Here is a 19,170-nt window from a genome sequence, read left to right as displayed (position 1 = left end):
CCATCGACCTCAAAAATAGAACGCGTTCCTAAATATATGTGATATCAAGTACCGTAAAGCTGTACCGGTGACTGGAATCACAAGTACGGTGAGGGCGTTCGAAGAGTGATGGGGGTTGCGTATGTCGGTGGACCCGTCTGCGGTCATCGTCGCAGTGGCTACGGCAGCAGGTGCGCTCGTGCAGGGCGCAGACATACCGGCAGAGATTCAAGAGCAGGCGCTCCAGGTCATCGAGTCGTGGCAGGAGTCCGCGCCGGGGGTGGATCAACAGATCGGCGATGCGGTGGCGTCGCTGCCCGAGCAGGTTCAGGAGTCGGCGCGGCAGACCGTTGCCGACACCACCGAATCGCTGGCGACCGCGCTCGAACCCCATCTGCCCGAGGACGCCGTCGCGGCGCTCCGGCCGCCGCCGGAGGCCGTCCCGGACACGGGGATCGCCGTGGCCCCACCGGCGGCCCGCCCGAACGCGTTCGGACTGCCCCAACCGCAGCAGGCGACGGTGTACGGACCGCAGCCGTCCGCGAACGTCGGTGGAATCACCCTGCCGTCGGTCCCGGCGATCCTCCCCGGCACGGGCCTGGCGCCGATCGGTGCGATCGCGGTGTTCGCGCCGTGGCTGCGCAAGGCCGGCGACATCTGCGACGGCATCACCGCACCGGTGCTCGCGGCGCTGTACTCCGCCGAGAACGGTTTCCGCTACGGGCCGACGGCCCCCGTGTCGTCGACCGGCGCGAAGGGGCCGGGACAGTTCATGCCCGGCACCTGGGACGCCTACGGAAAGGACGCCGACGGTGACGGCATCGCCGACATCCTCGGCATCGCCGACCCGGTCATGGCGTCCGGAAATCTGCTGTGCGACGACTATGCGCTGATCGAGAAGTGGAAGAAGGAAGGGCTCGTCCAGGGCGACACCCTCGACCTGACGATCGCCGCCTACAACGCCGGTGTCGGAGCCGTCCGACGCTCCGGCGGGATGCCGTCCGGCCTGCCGGACTATGAGAACCAGACCAAGCCGTACGTCGCGAAGATCCGCGCCACGGAGGCCGCGTTCTCCCGGTTGCTGTCGCCCTTCCTCGGGCTCGCGCTGGGGACGGCGGACACCGGTAACCGGATCGTCGATCTGGCCTTCAAGTTCCTGGGACTGCCGTACGTGTGGGGTGGCGGGAACATTCACGGACCGTCCGGTGGTGGGTTCGACTGCTCCGGCCTGACGTCGTACGCGGTGTACGCCGCCACGGGAATCGCGTTGCCCCGCACGTCCGAGACCCAGTGGCACGTCGGTACCGAGATCCCACTCGACCAGGCCAGGCCGGGCGACCTGCTGTTCGGCAACTGGCAGGCCGGCGGTCCCGGCCACGTCGCGATCTACATCGGCGGCGGACAGATGGTGCACGCGCCCACCACCGGTGACGTGGTCCGCGTCGGCTCCGTCTTCCCCGATATGAAGGCGCGACGCATCCTCTGACGGTCACCGGCACTCGTCGTACACGCGAGGACCCGGCCGGAACACATCCGGCCGGGTCCTCGTCGCTCGCGGTGGCGTCTCAGCCCGCGTACGGCTCCGCGCTCACCAGCGTCACCTTCATGGTGTTGCCGTTCGGCAGCGAGTACTCGCGGGTCTCGCCCACCTTCGCGTCGATGAGTGCGCCGCCGAGAGGGGAACTCGGCGAGTACGTCTCGAGTTCACTGTTGCGTGCACCCTCTTCGCGGGTGGCGATGAGGAAGGTCTCCGTGTCGGAGTCGTCCCCGTCGTAGTACACCGTGACGACCGAGCCCGGCAGGGCGACACCGGACTGCGTGGGCGCGACGCCGACCTTGGCGGCGCCGAGCAGCTCCTGGAGCTGGCGGATCCGGGCCTCCTGCTGGCCCTGCTCCTCGCGGGCGGCGTGGTATCCGCCGTTCTCCTTGAGGTCGCCCTCTTCTCGCCGCTCGTTGATCTCGGCCGCGATGACGGGACGATTGGCGATGAGCTGGTCCAGCTCCGCCTTGAGCCGGTCGTACGACTCCTGCGTCAGCCAGGTCACCTGGGTCTCGGTCATCATCGATCACTTCCTTCGGGTCGGAGCCCCCGGCTCCAGGGTCGAGTCGCGCAAATGCAACGACGACGACAGCACGACCCCCATCGTTCCCCCCTCGGAATGCGGTGAACGGGGCCGTACTGTCTCTTATGCAGCAATACACGGCCCCAAAGGGTGGAACCGTGTATCCGCCCATACTAGCACCTACGCCGCCCGAGGGGCCGAAACCGCAGGTGGATCAGGGGGTCCGCAGATAATCGGGAATCTCGAAGCTGCATCCGTAGACGTCGCCCATCCCGGGGCGCTGGGACGTCTTGACGGTGGACGCGACCACCACGGTCGCGCTGTCGGACGGCGGCAGCAGAATCTCCCGACGACCGGTCTCGCTGCCGTCCCGGGACCGGGCCCGCACGATGCACACGGCCTCCTGGGACGGATCCTTGCGCGTCACCTTCAGCTGGAGGTCGAGGGTGCTGTCGTCGATCACCTCGAACGCGACCACCTCGGACTCCACGTCGGGGTTGCCGATCTGCTGGAACAGCACGAACGCGAGAACGAGCCCGGCGGCGGCGCCGAGCGCGGTGAACACCCATCGTCTGCCCCGGTTCGCGCCGGAGGTGGACGGGTACCGGCCGGCCGGGTAACGGTCGCGTGTGGACGTATCGCTCATAGTTCTGCTTTCGTGCCCGAGCCGAGGATCGGGTGGCGCCGTGGGGCCACGGCTGACGGAGGAGTTGTCAGGTGGAACTATAGGGGGAGGACCCGAACGGCCCGCGCGTGCGGTGGGTGGTGTACCCCCGGCGTCGGTCCGGACGGCCCGACGATGTACCCGACGGCAAGGTGGAGGAAACACGTGAGCGGACTACGGCTCATGGCCGTGCATGCCCATCCCGATGACGAGTCGAGCAAGGGTGCCGCCACAACGGCCCGCTACGCAGCGGAAGGACACGACGTGCTCGTCGTGACGCTCACCGGTGGTGAACGCGGCGACATCCTCAACCCGGCGATGGACGTGCCCGGGATCCGCGACCGGATGAGCGAGGTCCGCAGGGAGGAGATGGCCGAGGCCGCCCGCCATCTGGGTGTCCGACAGCGGTGGCTCGGCTTCGTCGACTCCGGGCTGCCGGAGGGCGACCCCGTACCGCCGCTGCCCGAGGGGTGCTTCGCGCTGGTGCCGCTCGAGGAGTCCACGGCGAAACTCGTCGAGGTCATCCGGGAGTTCCGTCCGCACGTGATGACCACCTACGACGAGAACGGCGGCTACCCGCACCCCGACCACATCCGCTGCCACGAGGTGTCCATGGCGGCGTTCGACGCGGCGGCCGACCCCGACTACCGCCCCGACCTCGGGGATCCCTGGGAGGTCCTCAAGGTCTACTACTCGCACGGGTTCATCCGGAAGCGCATCGAGATGTTCCGCGACGAGTACGAGCGTCGCGGTGAACCGTTCCCGATGGAGGAATGGCTGAGCCGATGGCGCACCGAGCAGGGCGACATCATGGCGAGGGTGACCACCCAGATAACCTGTGGTGACTACTTCCCGCAACGTGACGATGCCTTGCGGGCACACGCCACGCAGATCGACCCGAACGGATCGTTCTTCGCGGTACCGCTGGACATCCAGCAGAAGGTGTGGCCGACCGAGGAGTTCGAGTTGGCCAAGACCCGCGTCAGCACGTCGATTCCCGAATCGGACCTGTTCGCGGGGATCGAGGACGGACAGGTGGGATGACGGTGGGCACGCTGGCGATGGATCTGCTCGCTCAGGAACCGGCCGGGCCGGAATTCGGTAAGGCGTCGCCGCTCGGGTTGGCGCTCGTCCTCGTTCTGCTGCTCGCGACGGCGCTGCTGATCTGGAACATGAACAAGCAGATCGGCAAGCTCCCCGAGACGTTCGAACCGGAACACCCGGAGGCCGACCAGGCCGTCGACGAGGGCACCGACCGCGGTGCCGCACCGCCGGAGTTCGGCATCCGTGACGCGGATGCCGGTCGAGCGGGACGCGACACCTGGAAGCGTGCGCGCGGCGAGGGCTGATCAGGCGGGGCTGATCAGGCGGGGCCGATCAGGCGGGGCCGAGCATCGGCCACCGACGTACCGTGGTGCCATGGCGAACCGTCTGGCCGCGGCCTCGAGCCCGTACCTGCGGCAGCACGCGGGCAATCCCGTCGACTGGTGGGAGTGGGGAGACGACGCGCTCGCGCACGCACGTGAGCGGGACGTCCCGATCCTCCTGTCGATCGGGTATGCCGCGTGTCACTGGTGCCACGTCATGGCCCACGAATCGTTCGAGGACGTCGCGACCGCCACGTTCATGAACGAGAACTTCGTGTGCGTCAAGGTCGACCGTGAGGAACGGCCCGACCTGGATGCGGTGTACATGAACGCCACGGTCGCGACCACCGGTCAGGGTGGGTGGCCGATGACCTGCTTCCTGACCCCGGACGGTGCACCCTTCCACTGCGGTACCTACTATCCGCCCGCACCGCGCGGTGGCATGCCGTCGTTCGGGCAGCTCCTCGGTGCGATCTCCGACACGTGGCGGTCACGCCGCGGTGACGTGACCCGTGCGGCGACGGCGGTCGTCGAGGAACTGCAGCGGACGAGCGGTGTGCTGCCCCCGGGTGGCAGGCCCGTCGACGCGATCCTGTTGGATGCCGCAGTCGGGGCCGTCGCCGAGGACGAGGACGCCACCCGCGGTGGGTTCGGGTCCGCCCCGAAGTTCCCGCCGTCGGCGCTGCTCGAAGGGTTGTTGCGCAACTACGAGCGCACCGGCGCGGCCGAGCCCCTCGGGCTCGTGGTCCGCACCGCGGCGGCGATGGCGCGCGGAGGTATCTGCGACCAACTCGGTGGCGGCTTCGCGCGGTACAGCGTGGATGCGCGCTGGGTCGTGCCGCACTTCGAGAAGATGCTCTACGACAACGCGCTGCTGCTGCGGGTGTACGCGCATCTGGCGCGCATCACCGGCGACAGCGCCGCGCGCCGCGTCGCGTCGGGCATCGCCGAGTTCCTGCTGCGTGATCTGCGCACCGACGAGGGGGGCTTCGCGTCGGCGCTCGACGCCGACACCGACGGTGTCGAGGGCGCGACCTACGTGTGGACGCCGCAGCAGTTGGTGGACGTGCTCGGTGAGGACGACGGACGGTGGGCCGCGCACGTGTTCGCGGTGACACGCCTCGGCACGTTCGAGGCGGGCACGTCGGTGCTGCAGATGCCGGACGACCCGGACGACCACGAGCGGTACGCACGGGTACGGGCGCGTCTGTTCGAGGCCCGGCAGGCGAGACCGCAGCCGGGCCGCGACGACAAGGTCGTCACCGCGTGGAACGCCTTCGCGATCACCGCGTTGGTGGAGGCCGGTCTCGCGCTGGGGCGCCCGCGGTGGATCGACGCGGCGGCGGAGTGTGCCCGGCTGTTGGTGTCGGTCCATGTCGTCGACGGGCGGTTGCGTCGGGCGTCGCTGGGCGGTCGGGTGGGTCGGCCCGCCGCGGTGCTCGAGGATCACGGTGCGCTCGTCACCGCGCTGATCTCGTTGTACCAGGCGACCGGTGACGTGGGGTGGCTCGAACCGGCCCGGGCGCTCGCGGATGTCGCGGTGGGCCGCTTCGCGGATCCGGAGGGGTCGGGAGGTTGGTTCGACACCGCGTGCGACGCGGAGACGCTCGTCGCGCGGCCGCGGGATCCGGTCGACGGTGCGACGCCGTCGGGGGCATCGTTGATGACGGAGGCGTTGCTCGCGCTGTCGGTGGTCGTCGACGACGGAGGTCGGTACGCCGATGCGGCACATGCCGCGTTGGCGGGTGTGGCGGTGTTGTTCGAGCGGATGCCGCGGTCGGCGGGGCATTGGCTCGCGGTCGCGGAGGCGTCGTTGCGCGGACCGTTGCAGGTGGCGGTCGCGGGTGGGGGAGAACTTCTGGGTTCGGCACGGCGGTATGCGCCCGGTGGCGCGATCGTGGTCGGTGGGGCTCCGGAGTCGTCGGTGTTGTTGACGGACAGACCGCTGATCGACGGATTGCCCGCCGCCTACGTGTGCCGCGGAACCGTGTGCGATCCGCCTGTCACGGACGGTGCCGCCCTGCGCGCCGCGTTGGTGGCGGCCCGGGCGTAGGGGTCAGGGCCAGGCGGATCCCGCGTCGGCACCGACGTAGTCGCCGGCGTCGGTGATCTCGGCGCGGAGCACGCCGACGCAGACGTCGACGAGGAAGCGGCTCATCCCGGCCCAGTCGGCGTCGGTGGGGTCGGCTTCGACCCGCGCCTCGTACTCGGCGCAGATGTCGACGACCATCCGCCCGAGGATCCACGAGCGTCCCCGCATGATGCTGTCGGGGACGTCGGACAGCAGGCTGCGGGTTCTCCGGATGAGGTCGTCCATGAGGGGGTCGTCGACCGTGTTCGTCGCGACGATCTCGACGACGGACGGAACGGAGCGCAGCTGTCGCAGGAATCGTGCGCGCCGGCTGGGGACGGGCAGTGTCGCGAGTTGTTCGGTGAACGGCAGCACGAGGCAGCGCACGAGGTCGCGCAGCCGGGGCTCGGGGCCGAGCTGCGCGGCGAGCTCGCGGCGGCGTTCGCGGGTGTCGTCCGCGTAGCGCAGCAGCATCGCGCGGATCAGTTCGTCCCGGTTGCCGAAGTGGTAGTTCACCGCGGAATGGTTCGCGTTGCCGGCGTGCTCGGCGATGCGCCGGCTCGACACGGCATCGATGCCGTGTGTGGCGAACAGTTCCTCGGCCGACTCGAGTAGTGATAGTCGGACCCGGTCTCCGTAGCTGCCCACGATCGCCTGCCTCTCCGTGCTGTGTGTCCGTTTCCGGTGGGACCAACGTCACCATCGTTCCACTTGGACAGTTTAAGACGTATGGCGTAGATTTTTTAAGTCAAGAGGCGTAATTCACGTCGTGTGTCAGAGGCGAGTGGGGCACTCCTTTCTCGCGCCCCGTATCCGAATACCTCCAGGAGTCCGACCATGACCACCACACTCGAGCCCGTTCCGGGCGGACCGCCGGGTGACGACGCCGCCGACGAGGACCTCGCCCGTGCCCGCAAGGAACAGATCGGTCGGGTGGCCGCGATCTTCGTCATGCCCTTCCTGATGGTCGGCATGATGATCGCGGGGTACCTGTTCGCGATGCACGCCCCGGCCCCGAACGACATGCCGATCGCCGTGGCCGGCACGAGTCTGCAGGCCGAGCAGTTCGCCCGATCGCTCCGGGACACCGACCCCGATGCCGTCGACGTCCGCATCGTCGCGACCGGGGATCAGGCGCGCGACCTCGTCTTCGACCGGGAGGTGGCCGGTGCCGTCGTGCTGTCGGACACCGGAACCGCCACGATCTACACGGCCGGTGCGGCCGGGGCATCCCAGTCGTCGACCGTGACCGGGCTGCTCGCGCCCCAGGTACTCGGTCAGGGACTCGACCTCGTCACCGAGGACCTGGTGCCGCTGCCCGAGCACGACACCGCCGGCCTGGCCGCGATGTTCATGGCCACCGGCCTGATGCTCGCCGGGTACATGCCGTGGAGCATCGTGCTGTCGAACTCGCCCGAGTTGCTCCGCAAGCGCCGGGCGATTCCGCTGCTGGCCGGCTGGTCCGCGCTGATCGCGGCCCTCGTGTGGTTCGTCGCAGACCCGGTCCTCGGTGCGGTCGAGGGACACACCGCGGCGATTCTCGGGATCTCCTGGCTCGCCGTGTTCGCCGTGGGATCGGTGCAGTTCTTCCTCACCCGCATCTTCGGCCCGATGGCCGTGCTCGTCGGGATGCTCTTCGTCATGGTGCTCGGGGTGCCCGCATCCAACATGGGCATGTCGGTGCACACCCTGCCGTCGCTGTACGTGACGCTGCACTCGTTCCTGCCGACCGCGGCGACCGGTGAGGCGCTCCGCTCCGTCCTCTACTTCGACGGCGTCGAACTCGGGTCGCACGTGCTCGTTCTCGTGATCGGGGCGATCGTCGCGCTCGCCGCGGTGTTCGGTGTCGACGCGATCAAACGCAGGAAGAACCCGGATGCCCCCGATCCCGAGATCACCGTCGCCTCGCTCACCGCGGGTCCGCGGCCCGAACGCAACTGGGTCCGCTACCTCACCCTCGGTGCCTTCCCCCTCGCGATGGTCGTCATGATGTTCTCGATCATGCTCGGTGCGATGTACCAACCCGCGCCGCGCGAGATGCCGGTGACCGTCGTCGCCACCACGGTGGACACCGCGGAGCAGACGGTCGCCGGATTCGAGCAGAGCATGGACGGATTGTTCGACTTCACCGCATCGGAATCCCTCGGCGACGCCCGCGCCGCCGTGCAGGACCGCAGCGTCGTCGCGGCGTACGTGCTGCCGTCGGCCGAGTCGCCCGCGGCGACGCTGATCACGAGTCAGGCGGCCGGGATGAGCCAGCAGCAGGTGGTGACGATGACCTTCCGGCAGGTCGCCGCGGGCATGCAGGTGCCGTTGACCGTGGAGGACATCGCCCCGCTGCCCGGATCCGACACGATGGGCACGGTGTCCATGTACGTCGCGATGGGCTGGATCATGTCCGGCTTCATGCTCGCCGTCGTGGGAAACAGCGCCGCACCCGCGGCCATGCGAGTGAAGTCGCTGCTGCCGATCAGCGCCGTCTACTCGGTGTTCATGTCCCTCGTCGTGTGGGTGATCGCGGCTCCGCTCACCGGGGCGGTCGACGGGCACTTCCCGCAGTTGTTCGGCACCGGACTACTGGCGATCTTCACCACGGCGATGTTCGCCACCTTCCTCACCCGGTTGTTCGGCATGCTCGCCGTCGTCCCCGCGGTCGCGATCCTGATGTTCCTGGGTGTGCCGGCGTCGAACGGTGCGATGTCGATCTTCATGAGCCCGGAGATCTTCCGCGTGCTGCACGGGGTGCTGCCGATGCCCGCGGCCGTCGAGTCGATCCGGTCGATCCTGTACTTCGGTGCGGACTCGGTCGGTCCGCACCTGGTGACCTTCGGAATCTGGGGTGCCGTGTCGCTGCTGTCGGTCGTCCTCGTCGATCGGTTCCGGTCGCCGGGGCAGCCCCCGGCGGTCCCGGATCCGTCCTCGCAACAGGTGGTCGTCGGGAGCGCCGTCAGGGAGTAGCGACGGTCGCGAGCAGGTGCCCCGGCGACTCGACGCCGTTCTGCTCGAACGCCTCGAGGACCGCGCCGGTGAGTGTGCGGCGGACAGCCCACTGCTTGCCGGCGCGCACCCGCACCGTCATGCGGAGGGTGACGGACCCGGCGGTCACCGCGTTGACCCCGAGAAGCTCGGGGGCCTCGAGGACGTGCGGCGCGATCTCTTCGGCTTCGACGGCGGTGACGACGGCATCGAACGCGACCCGCTGTGCCCGGTCGACGTTGACGGTGGGGGCGACCGGAACGTCGACGACGGCGACGGCGTGTCCCTGGCTCATGTTCCCGACGCGCAGGATCTCGCCGTTGCGGCAGTACCAGAGCGTGCCGTCGATGTCGCGGATGGTGGTCACGCGCAGGCCGACGGACTCGACGGTGCCGATCGCGTCGCCCACATCCACGACGTCCCCGACCCCGTACTGGTCCTCGAGCAGCATGAACATGCCCGAGATGAAGTCCCGGACGAGGTTCTGCGCGCCGAAACCGAGCGCGACACCGGCGATGCCGGCGGACGCGATGAACGGGGCGACGTTGAACCCGAGCTCGTCGAGGGTCTGCAGGACCACCCAGATCAGGACGACGATGGAGACGCCCGATTTGAAGACCGAGCCGATCGTGCGGGCGCGTTGCGCGCGCCGCTCACGCGCGGCGGGGTCGCCGAGATTCTTCGAGGCGCGTTCCTGCAGCGGCCTCAGCAGGGATCGCGACGACCTCTTCTCCGGGTCGCGGGGGAGTGTCATCCGGTCGATGAGCCGGTGCAGCAGGTAGCGCAACACCACTGCCACGACGACGTAGCTCACGATGGCGATCGGTTTGTGGATGAGCCATTCGCGGTTGGTGTCGGTCAGCTCGAAGGCGGTCGGATCGAGGGCGAGGAATGAGGGGAACATCGCCCGCGACGTTACCGATTCGTGACCGTTCGCGTCGAGTTCACCCGACGACGAGGACGACGGCGATCGCGTGACACACGGCGGCGATCACGGTCGCGGCGTGGAAGAACTCGTGGTGCCCGAACGTGGCGGGCCAGGGGTCCGGCCAGCGTGCCGCGTAGAGGATCGCGCCGAGGCTGTAGAAGACACCCCCGACGGCGAGCAGCACCATCGGCGCGACGCCGACCGTGCGGGTGAGTTCCCCGGCCACCGGCACGATCGCCCACCCGAGCAGCAGGTAGAGCGGCACCCCCACCCAGCGCGGGGCCGTCGGCCACAGCATCTTCAGCGCGACACCCGCGAGTGCGCCCGTCCACACGACGGTCAGCAACGCGCGGCCGGTGTCGGCGGGCAGGGCGAGCGTCGCGAACGGCGTGTAGCTGCCCGCGATGAACATGAAGATCATCGAATGGTCGGCGCGCTTCATCCACATGCGGTGGGCGGGCTCGTGCCAGTGCACCCGGTGGTAGAGGGCGCTGACGCCGAACACCCCGCACACCGTCGCCGCGTAGATCGCGGTGGGCACCACCGCGCGCGGGTGGGTGACCGCGCAGGTGGCGACGAGTGCGGCCCCGGCGACGACGGCCACCGCGAAAGCCCACTGGTGAATGCGCCCGCGCAGTGCCGGTTTCATCGGTGGATCGTCGATGCCGAACACGGTCATGTCTGGGAACCCTTTCGACCCGCCGGTAACCTACGGTCCCGTAGGTTTGGTCGGGGGACACGCTACGCCCTCCGGGGCGCTCGTGCGCCGCACCGTGACCACGATCGCAACGGCCGTCGGACGTGGGCGTACTGTGACTGACGTGGTGAAGACGACACGCGTGGTGATGACGGGGTGAAACTCAGCGGACCGCTCTACCGGCTCTACGAACGCCGGTTGCTCGGACAACTCGAAGGTGCCCGTCATCCGCGACACGTCGCGGTCATGTGCGACGGAAACCGGCGCTGGGCGAGGGAGAACGGATTCACCGACGTCAGCCACGGTCATCGCATGGGGGCGCGCAAGATCGCCGAACTGCTCACCTGGTGCGACGCCGCCGGGATCGAGACGGCCACCATCTACCTGCTCTCCACCGAGAACCTCCGCCGCGACCCCGAGGAACTCGACGTGCTCCTCGAGATCATCAGCGACGTCGTCGAGGAGATCTCCGCGCCCGGACAGAACTGGAGCGTGAAGATCGTCGGCACCACCGACCTGCTGCCCGAGGACCACGCCTCTCGGTTGCGGGCCGCCGCCGCGGCCACCACCGGCCGCACCGGCACCCACGTCAACGTCGCCGTCGGTTACGGCGGGCGGCAGGAGATCGTCGACGCGGTCCAGGCGCTGCTGCGCGAGAAGCAGGGCGCCGGCCTCTCCGGCGCCGCCCTCGTCGACGCCGTCACCGTCGAGGGGGTCGACGGGCACCTCTACACGTCCGGGCAACCCGACCCCGACCTGGTGATCCGCACCTCCGGTGAGCAACGGTTGTCGGGCTTCCTGCTGTGGCAGAGCGCGTACTCGGAGATCTGGTTCACCGAGGCGTACTGGCCCGAGTTCCGCCGGGTCGACTTCCTGCGCGCGCTGCGCGACTTCGCCGCCCGGCACCGTCGCTTCGGTATCTGACCGCACCCGACACCGCACCCCGGTGCCCCCCCGCGAGGTGCGTCGCTCAGAGCTTGCGCAACCGCAACCGGTTGATCGCGTGATCGGAGTCCTTGCGCAGCACGAGCGTCGCGCGCGGTCGCGTCGGCAGGATGTTCTCCACCAGGTTCGGCAGGTTGATCGAGTGCCAGATCTCCCGGGCCGCACCGATCGCGTCGCGGTCCGACAGGTTCGAGTAGTGGTGGAAGTGGGCCTCGGGATCGGCGAAGGACGTCTTGCGCAGCGCCAGGAACCGCTCGACGTACCACTTCTCGATGTCCTCGATGCGTGCGTCGACGTAGATCGAGAAATCGAACAGATCCGAGACCATCAGACGCGGACCGGTCTGCAGGACGTTGAGCCCCTCGATGATCAGGATGTCGGGCTGGCGCACCACGTGGTACTGGCCCGGCACGATGTCGTAGGACACGTGCGAATAGATGGGGGCGGTGACCTCCTCGGCGCCCGACTTGACCTCGGTGACGAACCGGAGCAGCTTCCGTCGATCGTAACTCTCAGGAAAGCCCTTGCGGTGCATGATATTTCGTCGAAGTAGTTCTTTCGACGAGTAGAGGAAGCCGTCGGTGGTCACCAGGTCGACGCGGGGATGATGCTCCCATCGCGCCAGGAGCGCCTGCAGGACACGCGCGGTGGTCGACTTGCCCACCGCGACCGACCCGGCGACCCCGATCACGAACGGGACCTGACGGTCGGGGTGCTTCTCCCCGAGGAACGTCGCGGTCGCGGCGAACAACCGCTGCCGCGCGGCGACCTGCAGATGGATCAGACGGGCGAGCGGCAGGTACACCTCGGCGACCTCGGCCAGATCGATCTGCTCGCCGAGACCCCGCAACCCGACGAGTTCGTTCTCGGTCAGCACCAGCGGCGTCGACTTGCGCAGTGTCCGCCACTGCTTGCGGTCGAACTCGACGTACGGACTGGGTTCGCTCACCCGAGCCATCGGTGCGTCCCTCCCACGGATCGCGCTCCGGCGGTCCTGCCCGCAGCGTCCGGGCGGCGTTGCATGTCCATGTAACGGATTGTGCGCGTCGACACAGCGCCGCGCCTCGCCGGGGTACCCACACCCGCGCACCCCTGCGTGAGTGGCGGCGCTAGGGTTACGCGTCATGGGTGCGGACACGTTCGTGGAGGAATACCTGCTGCTCGGGCTGGCTTTCGACCGGCTCGAGGAAGGCTTCGTCGACGCGTACACCGGCGATCCCGCGTTGCGCCGCCGGGTCGAGAACGCGCCCGCACCGGACCCTCGTGATTTATCCCACATCGCGCAGCGCCTGCGCGCGGACCTGCCGTCGGCGGGCCTGTCCGACGAGCGGACACTGTTCCTCGACGTGCACCTGCGGGCCATGGAGTGTTCGGCGCGCAAGTTCGCCGGCGACGACATCGGCTTCGTCGACGAGGTCTTCGCGTACTTCGACGTGCACATCGAACCCGGCGACGAGGACGTCTACCGCGACGCACACCGGCAACTCGACGAGGTGCTGCCCGGCCGCGGCACGGGAGCGGCACTCGCCGACCGTCTCCGGACGCACCGTCGCACCGAGGTGATTCCCGCCGACCGGCTCGCCGAGTGCGTCGACGCGTTCTCGAGCGCGCTGCGCGACCGGGTGCGCGCCGTCCATCCGCTACCCGAGACCGAACGCGTCGAATACGAGGTGGTCGGCGACAAGCCGTGGTCCGGATTCAACTACTACCTGGGTGACTTCCGGTCCCGGGTCGCGATCAACGCCGACCTCGATCAACACATGACCCACCTGCCGCACCTGATCGCGCACGAGGCCTACCCCGGTCACCACACCGAGCACTGCCGCAAGGAGGCCGGTCTCGTCGCGGCGGGCCAGCAGGAGCAGACGCTGTTCCTGGTCAACACGCCGCAGTGCCTCATGGCCGAGGGGCTCGCCGACCTCGCGCTCGACGCGATCGTCGGCCCGGGCTGGGGTCTCTGGGCGCAGGAGATCTACGCGGATCTCGGGTTGCGGTTCGACGGAGAACTCGCCGAACGGGTGAGCCGGGCCTCCGCGGGGCTGCTGTCCGTGCGGCAGGACGCCGCACTGCTGCTCCACGACCGTCGGCGCAGCCAGGACGACGTCGCCGCGTTTCTGCAGCGCTGGTCGCTGTCGACCCCGGATCGCGCACGTCAATCGCTGCGATTCCTGTCGTCGCCGCTGTGGCGGGCCTACATCAGCACGTACGTGGAGGGCTACCGGCTGCTCGGTGGTTGGCTCGCCGAGGCACCCGACGGATCCGGGCGTGCCGAGCGGTTCCGCCGACTGCTCGACGAGCCACTGGTGCCCGCTTCGCTGCGCTGACCCGGCCGCCGGGAGGGACCTGGTTTCGGCAGGGTGCCCGGGGTTCGTAGACTGGACGGTGAATTCTGCCGCCCTCAGCTTGGAGAAGCCCTGATGACAGTTGTGCCCGGCACAGATGTGAACACCGCCGCACTCGCCGATCTCGACCCCGAGGTCGCGACGGCCATGGCCGGGGAGCTGTCGCGTCAGCGCGACACCCTCGAGATGATCGCATCCGAGAACTTCGTTCCGCGTGCGGTGCTCCAGGCGCAGGGCAGCGTGCTGACCAACAAGTACGCGGAGGGCTACCCGGGCCGCCGGTACTACGGTGGTTGCGAGAACGTCGACGTCATCGAGGACCTCGCGCGCACCCGCGCGAAGGAACTGTTCGGCGCCGAGTTCGCCAACGTCCAGCCGCACTCGGGCGCGCAGGCCAACGCGGCGGTGCTGATGGCGCTGATGACGCCGGGGGAGAAGCTCCTCGGTCTCGACCTCGCGCACGGCGGGCACCTCACCCACGGCATGAAGCTCAACTTCTCGGGCAAGCTCTACGACGTCGCGTCCTACGGGGTCAGCAAGGAAGACCACCGCATCGACATGGACGAGGTCCGCGACATCGCGCTGCGCGAGAAGCCGAAGGTCATCGTCGCCGGCTGGTCGGCGTACCCGCGGCACGAAGATTTCGCGGCGTTCCGGGCGATCGCCGACGAGGTCGGGGCGTACCTGTGGGTCGACATGGCGCATTTCGCGGGTCTGGTCGCGGCCGGCCTGCACCCGTCGCCCGTGCCGTACGCGGATGTCGTGTCCACCACCGTGCACAAGACGCTCGGCGGCCCCCGCTCCGGCCTGATCCTCGCGAAGAAGGAATGGGCGAAGAAGCTCAACTCCGCGGTGTTCCCCGGCCAGCAGGGTGGTCCGCTCATGCACGCGATCGCCGCGAAGGCCGTCGCGCTGAAGGTCGCGGCGAGCGACGAGTTCAAGGACCGGCAGGCCCGTACCCTGTCGGGCGCGAGGATCCTCGCCGAGCGTCTGTCGCAGGCCGATGTCGCCGACAAGGGCATCTCGGTGCTCACCGGGGGCACCGACGTCCACCTGGTGCTCGTCGACCTGCGCAACTCGCAGCTCGACGGACAGCAGGGTGAGGACGCGCTGCACGACGTGGGCATCACCGTCAACCGCAACGCTGTGCCGTTCGACCCGCGCCCCCCGATGGTCACTTCCGGCCTGCGGATCGGCACCCCGGCCCTCGCCACCCGCGGTTTCGGTGACGAGCAGTTCACCGAGGTCGCCGACGTCATCGCGCAGACCCTGATCGGCGGCGCCGACGTGGAGTCGCTGCGGACCCGGGTGAGTGCTCTGGCCCAGCAGGTCCCGCTGTACACCGGTCTCGAGGACTGGCGCCTGGTCTGATCGGACGGAATCGTCCGGTGCGAGCCCGGTCGGCACCCGTGTGGTGCGGACCGGGCTCGCGGCGTTCCGGGCGCACCCCGGTGAGCGAAGGTTAGGGTAACCTCAACCCGCGTCGTCATGGTGACGCCGACCACCGCAACGCTCGACCGGAGGAAAACTGCATGGCCATCCCCGCGATCCCGCCCTACGACCTGCCCGGGCGTGACGAGGTACCCGCCGACCGTGTCGGATGGGACCTGGACGCCTCCCGGTGCGTCCTGCTGATCCACGACATGCAGAAGTACTTCATCGACGCGTATCGCACGGATGCAGAGCCGATGGCGACGGTCGTGCCGAACATCGTCCGGCTCCGTGAGTCGTGCATCGCGTCGGGTGTGCCCGTCGTCTACACCATGCAGCCGGGCGATCAGCACCCGTCGCGTCGCGGCATCCTCGCGGATTTCTGGGGTGTCGGCCTGTCCACGGGCCGCGACACCGAGGTCATCGACGAACTGACCCCCGCACCGTCCGACATCCAGGTCACGAAGTGGCGCTATTCCGCGTTCCAGCGCACCGACTTCCGTCAGCTGCTCGCGCACTACGGTCGCGACCAGCTCATCGTGACGGGCGTGTATGCGCACATGGGCTGCATGCTCAGCGCCGCCGACGCGTTCATGAGCGACGTCGCACCGTTCATGGTGCTCGACGCCACCGCGGACTTCTCCCGCGACGAACACCTGATGGCCCTGACCTACGTCGCGAAGCGGGTCGGGCGCGTCGAGACCACCGACGGCGTGCTCGAGGCGATCGCCGCGACGGCCGACCGCGGTATCGCCGGTGCCGAGCGGCTCGCGGTCGCGTCGCGCTGACCGCGGGACCGCCGTTCACCGGATCTTCACCGACACGCCCCCTCCGCTGCCGAGCGGTGGGGCGTGTCGGGGTTAGCGTCGAAGATGTGACCGGCACGGTTGCCGGGCACACGGGAGGTCCCTGATCGTGCGGATGAATCGTCCGAGTGAGGGGGCCGGCACCCGGCTCCCGTGTCTGCGGGACACCGGGGAACGACCGGCCCACCGAACCGAATCCGCGTGGTGTCGCGCGGATCGAGGAGCCTCACGTGAACACAACACGCTCCGTCCCCGCCGTGCGCACCTACGTGGTCGACACATCCGTGCTGTTGTCCGATCCGTGGGCGGTCACCCGGTTCGCCGAGCACGAGGTCGTCCTTCCCCTCGTCGTCATCGGTGAACTCGAGGGCAAACGCCACCATCACGAACTGGGCTGGTTCGCAAGGGAATCGCTGAGGTTGCTCGACGATCTGCGGCAGCGCCACGGCCGGCTCGACCGGCCGATCCCCGTCGGCGACGCGGGCGGAACCCTCCACGTCGAACTCAATCACACCGACCAGGCCGTGCTTCCCGCCGGATTCCGCACCGATACCAACGATTCGCGGATCCTCGCGTGTGCGCTGAACCTCGCCGCCGACGGTCGCGACGTGGTGCTCGTCAGCAAGGACACGCCGCTGCGCGTCAAGGCCGGGGCGGTGGGCCTGACCGCCGACGAATACCACGCGCAGGACGTCGTCACCTCCGGGTGGACCGGCATGGCAGAACTCGACGTCGACCGCGCCGACATCGACCGACTGTTCGCCGAGACGGTGATCGACCTCGAATCGGCTCGGGACCTTCCGTGTCACACGGGGATTCGTCTCCTCGGTGGAACCTCCAGTGCGCTCGCCCGGGTCACCGCCGACAAACGCGTCCAGTTGGTGCGCGGCGACCGGGAGGCGTTCGGTCTGCACGGACGCTCCGCGGAACAGCGCGTCGCCCTCGATCTGCTCCTCGACGAATCCGTGGGCATCGTGTCGCTCGGCGGCAAGGCCGGGACGGGCAAATCGGCGCTGGCGCTCACCGCCGGTCTCGAGGCCGTCCTCGAACGCCGTTCGCATCGCAAGGTCGTGGTGTTCCGGCCGCTCTACGCGGTCGGCGGACAGGAACTCGGCTACCTGCCCGGGTCCGAGGCGGAGAAGATGAACCCGTGGGGCCAGGCGGTCTTCGACACCCTCGAAGGTCTCGCGAGCCCCGCCGTGATGGACGAGGTGACCGGTCGCGGCATGCTCGAGGTGCTGCCGCTCACCCATATCCGTGGTCGTTCGCTCCACGACTCGTTCGTCATCGTCGACGAGGCCCAGTCGCTCGAACGCAATGTGCTGCTCACCGTGCTGTCGCGCCTCGGCGGTGGGTCGAGGGTGGTGCTCACGCACGATGTGGCGCAACGTGACAACCTCCGCGTGGGTCGTCACGACGGTGTGGCCGCGGTCATCGAGAAGCTGAAGGGGCATCCGTTGTTCGCGCACATCACACTCACCCGCAGCGAGCGGTCGCCGATCGCTGCGCTCGTCACCGAGATGCTCGAGGAATTCGCCCCCGGCGCCTGACCCACCCGTGTCCCGCGGTTCGCCGCCGGAAGCGGGCGGGGTCCGAAGAGGACCCAATTCCGTGTCGAGGACCTCCTGCACGACGCGCATCGCCGCGAGCCCCGCCGGCGCCCCGCAGTACGCGGTGCAGTGGACCACGGATTCGACGATCTCGGTGCGGGTCAACCCGTTTCGGAGGGCGCCACGCACGTGCCCCCGCAGTTCGTTCTCGGCGCGCATCGCGATGAGCATCCCGAGGTTGAGGAGGCTGCGGCTGCGGCGGTCGAGTCCGGGGCGGTCCCACACGGCACCCCACGCGTGTTCCGTGACGAAGTGCTGCATCACTTCCGAATCGGTGCCCCGCGCGCGATCGAATGCGCGCTCGACGAAGTCGTCGCCCATCACCTCCCGGCGGACGTCGAGACCGGTGTGATAGCCCGCGGTGCGGTCGCTGTCGGACATACTGCTGCTCCCTGTCGGATGGCACCCGAACCGTTCGGCTGCCGGGACGAGTCTACGACCGGCGGGGCATGGTAAGCCGATCGTCGCCGTCGAGGGCCGGTTTCGGTGATCTCTCGTGCGCGGGGTCGTCGAACGTGGCGGGTCGGTATCGATCGTTCCGGAACCGCTGTGTCCTCCCGCGGGCGGCGGTTACCGTCGAGCCGTCCACACAGTCCGGTCCCGCGCGCGGGCCGCGGGACGTGACGATGGGAGCGCAACACATGAAGAACATGCCACGCAGGGCGACCGCGGTCGCGGCAGGGTTCGCGGCGACCGGTCTGATCCTGGCCGGGTGCACCACCGACGACGTCCAGGACGTCACCGAGAGCGGCACCAGCGCCGCGGAGTCGATCGTCGAGAACCTACCCGGCGACACCGATGAACCGCTCATCGACCAGAGCAGCGCGGTGCCGGGTGCCGACGGGCAGCCCGTCGAGATCAGCGGGCACATCCTCGCCAAGTACGACGAGGTGGGTGGCGACGCGAGTCCACTGGGGCCGGCCACCGGCAACCAGGAGGAGATCGGCGACGGAGCCGTCACCGAGTTCGAGGGCGGCATCATCGCGTGGAGCCCCGACACGGACGCCCACATCGTGTGGGGCGAGATCCGCGTCGCGTGGGAGGCTGCCGGCGGTGCAGGCGGCGAGCTGGGCTTCCCGATCAGCGACGAACACCCGATCGAAGGTGGCCTGCAGAGCGACTTCGAGAACGGGCACATCACCTACATCGACGGGCAGACCGAGGTTGTCCAGGACTGAACCGGCGCACCGACTTCCCTTGTCCGAGCGAATGTATCGTTCGATCGATTCGATCGAGCGAACGATACATTCGCTCGGCTGTGGGGTGGCCGGGCCGGGTGGAACGAGTGGGC

17 protein-coding genes and 1 pseudogene are annotated in these 19,170 nt (G+C 68.9%); 11 read left to right on the top strand and 7 right to left on the bottom strand.

Going from position 1 to position 19,170, the window contains the following annotated elements:
- Positions 1 to 121: 121 nt before the first annotated feature.
- The gene (locus LDQ05_RS02490; protein ID WP_226435369.1) at positions 122 to 1,465 is read left to right on the top strand and encodes a C40 family peptidase; all 1,344 of its coding nucleotides are present in this window, start codon (positions 122 to 124) and stop codon (positions 1,463 to 1,465) included.
- A 79-nt stretch (positions 1,466 to 1,544) separates the two neighbouring features.
- Here the strand turns inward: LDQ05_RS02490 and greA are convergent, their stop codons facing one another.
- Entirely contained in the window at positions 1,545 to 2,039 is a 495-nt protein-coding gene (gene greA, locus LDQ05_RS02485; RefSeq protein WP_226435368.1) for a transcription elongation factor GreA, read from the bottom strand.
- A 217-nt stretch (positions 2,040 to 2,256) separates the two neighbouring features.
- Positions 2,257 to 2,688, bottom strand: a complete 432-nt coding sequence (locus tag LDQ05_RS02480) for a DUF4307 domain-containing protein (RefSeq protein ID WP_226435319.1) — start codon at positions 2,686 to 2,688, stop codon at positions 2,257 to 2,259.
- Between the two features lie 183 nt (positions 2,689 to 2,871).
- Between LDQ05_RS02480 and mca the strand changes: the two genes are divergently transcribed.
- The 3 genes from mca to LDQ05_RS02465 all read left to right on the top strand — a co-directional run bounded on the left by mca (position 2,872) and on the right by LDQ05_RS02465 (position 6,126).
- Positions 2,872 to 3,750 carry a mycothiol conjugate amidase Mca gene (gene mca, locus LDQ05_RS02475; RefSeq protein ID WP_226435318.1) on the top strand — a complete coding sequence of 293 codons (879 nt, stop codon included), beginning with the start codon at positions 2,872 to 2,874 and terminating at the stop codon, positions 3,748 to 3,750.
- Positions 3,747 to 4,055, top strand: coding sequence for a hypothetical protein (locus tag LDQ05_RS02470; protein ID WP_226435317.1), 309 nt, complete (start codon positions 3,747 to 3,749; stop codon positions 4,053 to 4,055). Before mca ends, LDQ05_RS02470 begins: the two co-directional genes overlap by 4 nt.
- A gap of 70 nt (positions 4,056 to 4,125) precedes the next feature.
- Positions 4,126 to 6,126 (top strand): thioredoxin domain-containing protein, encoded by a 2,001-nt coding sequence (locus LDQ05_RS02465; protein ID WP_226435316.1) that lies wholly within the window; start codon positions 4,126 to 4,128, stop codon positions 6,124 to 6,126.
- 3 nt (positions 6,127 to 6,129) lie between these two features.
- On the opposite strand, the gene LDQ05_RS02460 is transcribed toward LDQ05_RS02465, so the two are convergent.
- The gene (locus tag LDQ05_RS02460; protein ID WP_226435315.1) at positions 6,130 to 6,792 is read right to left on the bottom strand and encodes a TetR/AcrR family transcriptional regulator; all 663 of its coding nucleotides are present in this window, start codon (positions 6,790 to 6,792) and stop codon (positions 6,130 to 6,132) included.
- Between the two features lie 189 nt (positions 6,793 to 6,981).
- Between LDQ05_RS02460 and LDQ05_RS02455 the strand changes: the two genes are divergently transcribed.
- Positions 6,982 to 9,102 carry an ABC transporter permease gene (locus LDQ05_RS02455; RefSeq protein WP_226435314.1) on the top strand — a complete coding sequence of 707 codons (2,121 nt, stop codon included), beginning with the start codon at positions 6,982 to 6,984 and terminating at the stop codon, positions 9,100 to 9,102.
- Here the strand turns inward: LDQ05_RS02455 and LDQ05_RS02450 are convergent.
- Positions 9,092 to 10,024: a mechanosensitive ion channel family protein gene (locus tag LDQ05_RS02450; protein ID WP_226435313.1), complete on the bottom strand. Its 933-nt coding sequence runs from the start codon at positions 10,022 to 10,024 to the stop codon at positions 9,092 to 9,094. The two genes, LDQ05_RS02455 and LDQ05_RS02450, sit on opposite strands and share 11 nt — an antisense overlap.
- 40 nt (positions 10,025 to 10,064) lie before the next feature.
- The gene (gene trhA, locus LDQ05_RS02445; RefSeq protein WP_226435312.1) at positions 10,065 to 10,727 is read right to left on the bottom strand and encodes a PAQR family membrane homeostasis protein TrhA; all 663 of its coding nucleotides are present in this window, start codon (positions 10,725 to 10,727) and stop codon (positions 10,065 to 10,067) included.
- 174 nt (positions 10,728 to 10,901) lie between these two features.
- Between trhA and LDQ05_RS02440 the strand changes: the two genes are divergently transcribed.
- Positions 10,902 to 11,669 carry an isoprenyl transferase gene (locus tag LDQ05_RS02440; protein WP_226435311.1) on the top strand — a complete coding sequence of 256 codons (768 nt, stop codon included), beginning with the start codon at positions 10,902 to 10,904 and terminating at the stop codon, positions 11,667 to 11,669.
- 46 nt (positions 11,670 to 11,715) lie between these two features.
- Here LDQ05_RS02440 and coaA read toward each other — a convergent pair whose 3' ends face one another.
- Entirely contained in the window at positions 11,716 to 12,648 is a 933-nt protein-coding gene (gene coaA / locus LDQ05_RS02435) for a type I pantothenate kinase (RefSeq protein ID WP_226435310.1), read from the bottom strand.
- Between the two features lie 166 nt (positions 12,649 to 12,814).
- On the opposite strand from coaA, the gene LDQ05_RS02430 reads away from it, so the two are divergent.
- From LDQ05_RS02430 to phoH2, 4 genes are all read left to right on the top strand, one after another.
- The gene (locus LDQ05_RS02430; RefSeq protein ID WP_226435309.1) at positions 12,815 to 14,014 is read left to right on the top strand and encodes a DUF885 domain-containing protein; all 1,200 of its coding nucleotides are present in this window, start codon (positions 12,815 to 12,817) and stop codon (positions 14,012 to 14,014) included.
- Between the two features lie 93 nt (positions 14,015 to 14,107).
- Positions 14,108 to 15,403, top strand: coding sequence for a serine hydroxymethyltransferase (gene glyA / locus LDQ05_RS02425; RefSeq protein WP_226435308.1), 1,296 nt, complete (start codon positions 14,108 to 14,110; stop codon positions 15,401 to 15,403).
- 161 nt (positions 15,404 to 15,564) lie between these two features.
- A complete protein-coding gene (locus tag LDQ05_RS02420; protein WP_226435307.1) occupies positions 15,565 to 16,251 on the top strand; it encodes an isochorismatase family protein in 687 nt (228 codons plus the stop codon).
- A gap of 248 nt (positions 16,252 to 16,499) precedes the next feature.
- Complete coding sequence (gene phoH2, locus LDQ05_RS02415; protein WP_372461016.1) at positions 16,500 to 17,819, top strand: RNA 5'-3' helicase PhoH2; 1,320 nt, start codon at positions 16,500 to 16,502, stop codon at positions 17,817 to 17,819.
- Between the two features lie 42 nt (positions 17,820 to 17,861).
- Here the strand turns inward: phoH2 and LDQ05_RS02410 are convergent.
- Positions 17,862 to 18,260 (bottom strand): annotated as a pseudogene (locus LDQ05_RS02410) (carboxymuconolactone decarboxylase family protein); the annotation flags it as partial.
- Positions 18,261 to 18,520: 260 nt separating this feature from the next.
- Here LDQ05_RS02410 and LDQ05_RS02405 point away from each other — a divergent pair.
- Positions 18,521 to 19,057 (top strand): LGFP repeat-containing protein, encoded by a 537-nt coding sequence (locus tag LDQ05_RS02405; protein ID WP_226435306.1) that lies wholly within the window; start codon positions 18,521 to 18,523, stop codon positions 19,055 to 19,057.
- Positions 19,058 to 19,170: the final 113 nt, after the last annotated feature.

The organism is Rhodococcus yananensis, assembly GCF_020515525.1.
GTDB classification, from domain to species: Bacteria; Actinomycetota; Actinomycetes; order Mycobacteriales; family Mycobacteriaceae; genus Rhodococcus; species Rhodococcus yananensis.
The sequence above is the reverse complement of the archived record's forward strand: the minus strand, read 5'-3'. Positions and strand labels throughout refer to the sequence as shown.

Bases quoted from the DNA above. Each gene is read 5' to 3' on its own strand.
- glyA (WP_226435308.1), top strand. From the start codon at position 14,108: ATGACAGTTGTGCCCGGCACAGATGTGAACACCGCCGCACTCGCCGAT.
- LDQ05_RS02465 (WP_226435316.1), top strand. From the start codon at position 4,126: ATGGCGAACCGTCTGGCCGCGGCCTCGAGCCCGTACCTGCGGCAGCAC.
- greA (WP_226435368.1), bottom strand. From the start codon at position 2,039: ATGACCGAGACCCAGGTGACCTGGCTGACGCAGGAGTCGTACGACCGG.
- LDQ05_RS02405 (WP_226435306.1), top strand. From the start codon at position 18,521: ATGAAGAACATGCCACGCAGGGCGACCGCGGTCGCGGCAGGGTTCGCG.
- LDQ05_RS02480 (WP_226435319.1), bottom strand. From the start codon at position 2,688: ATGAGCGATACGTCCACACGCGACCGTTACCCGGCCGGCCGGTACCCG.
- LDQ05_RS02420 (WP_226435307.1), top strand. From the start codon at position 15,565: ATGGCCATCCCCGCGATCCCGCCCTACGACCTGCCCGGGCGTGACGAG.
- LDQ05_RS02430 (WP_226435309.1), top strand. From the start codon at position 12,815: ATGGGTGCGGACACGTTCGTGGAGGAATACCTGCTGCTCGGGCTGGCT.
- LDQ05_RS02490 (WP_226435369.1), top strand. From the start codon at position 122: ATGTCGGTGGACCCGTCTGCGGTCATCGTCGCAGTGGCTACGGCAGCA.
- LDQ05_RS02470 (WP_226435317.1), top strand. From the start codon at position 3,747: ATGACGGTGGGCACGCTGGCGATGGATCTGCTCGCTCAGGAACCGGCC.
- trhA (WP_226435312.1), bottom strand. From the start codon at position 10,727: ATGACCGTGTTCGGCATCGACGATCCACCGATGAAACCGGCACTGCGC.
- LDQ05_RS02450 (WP_226435313.1), bottom strand. From the start codon at position 10,024: ATGTTCCCCTCATTCCTCGCCCTCGATCCGACCGCCTTCGAGCTGACC.
- coaA (WP_226435310.1), bottom strand. From the start codon at position 12,648: ATGGCTCGGGTGAGCGAACCCAGTCCGTACGTCGAGTTCGACCGCAAG.
- LDQ05_RS02455 (WP_226435314.1), top strand. From the start codon at position 6,982: ATGACCACCACACTCGAGCCCGTTCCGGGCGGACCGCCGGGTGACGAC.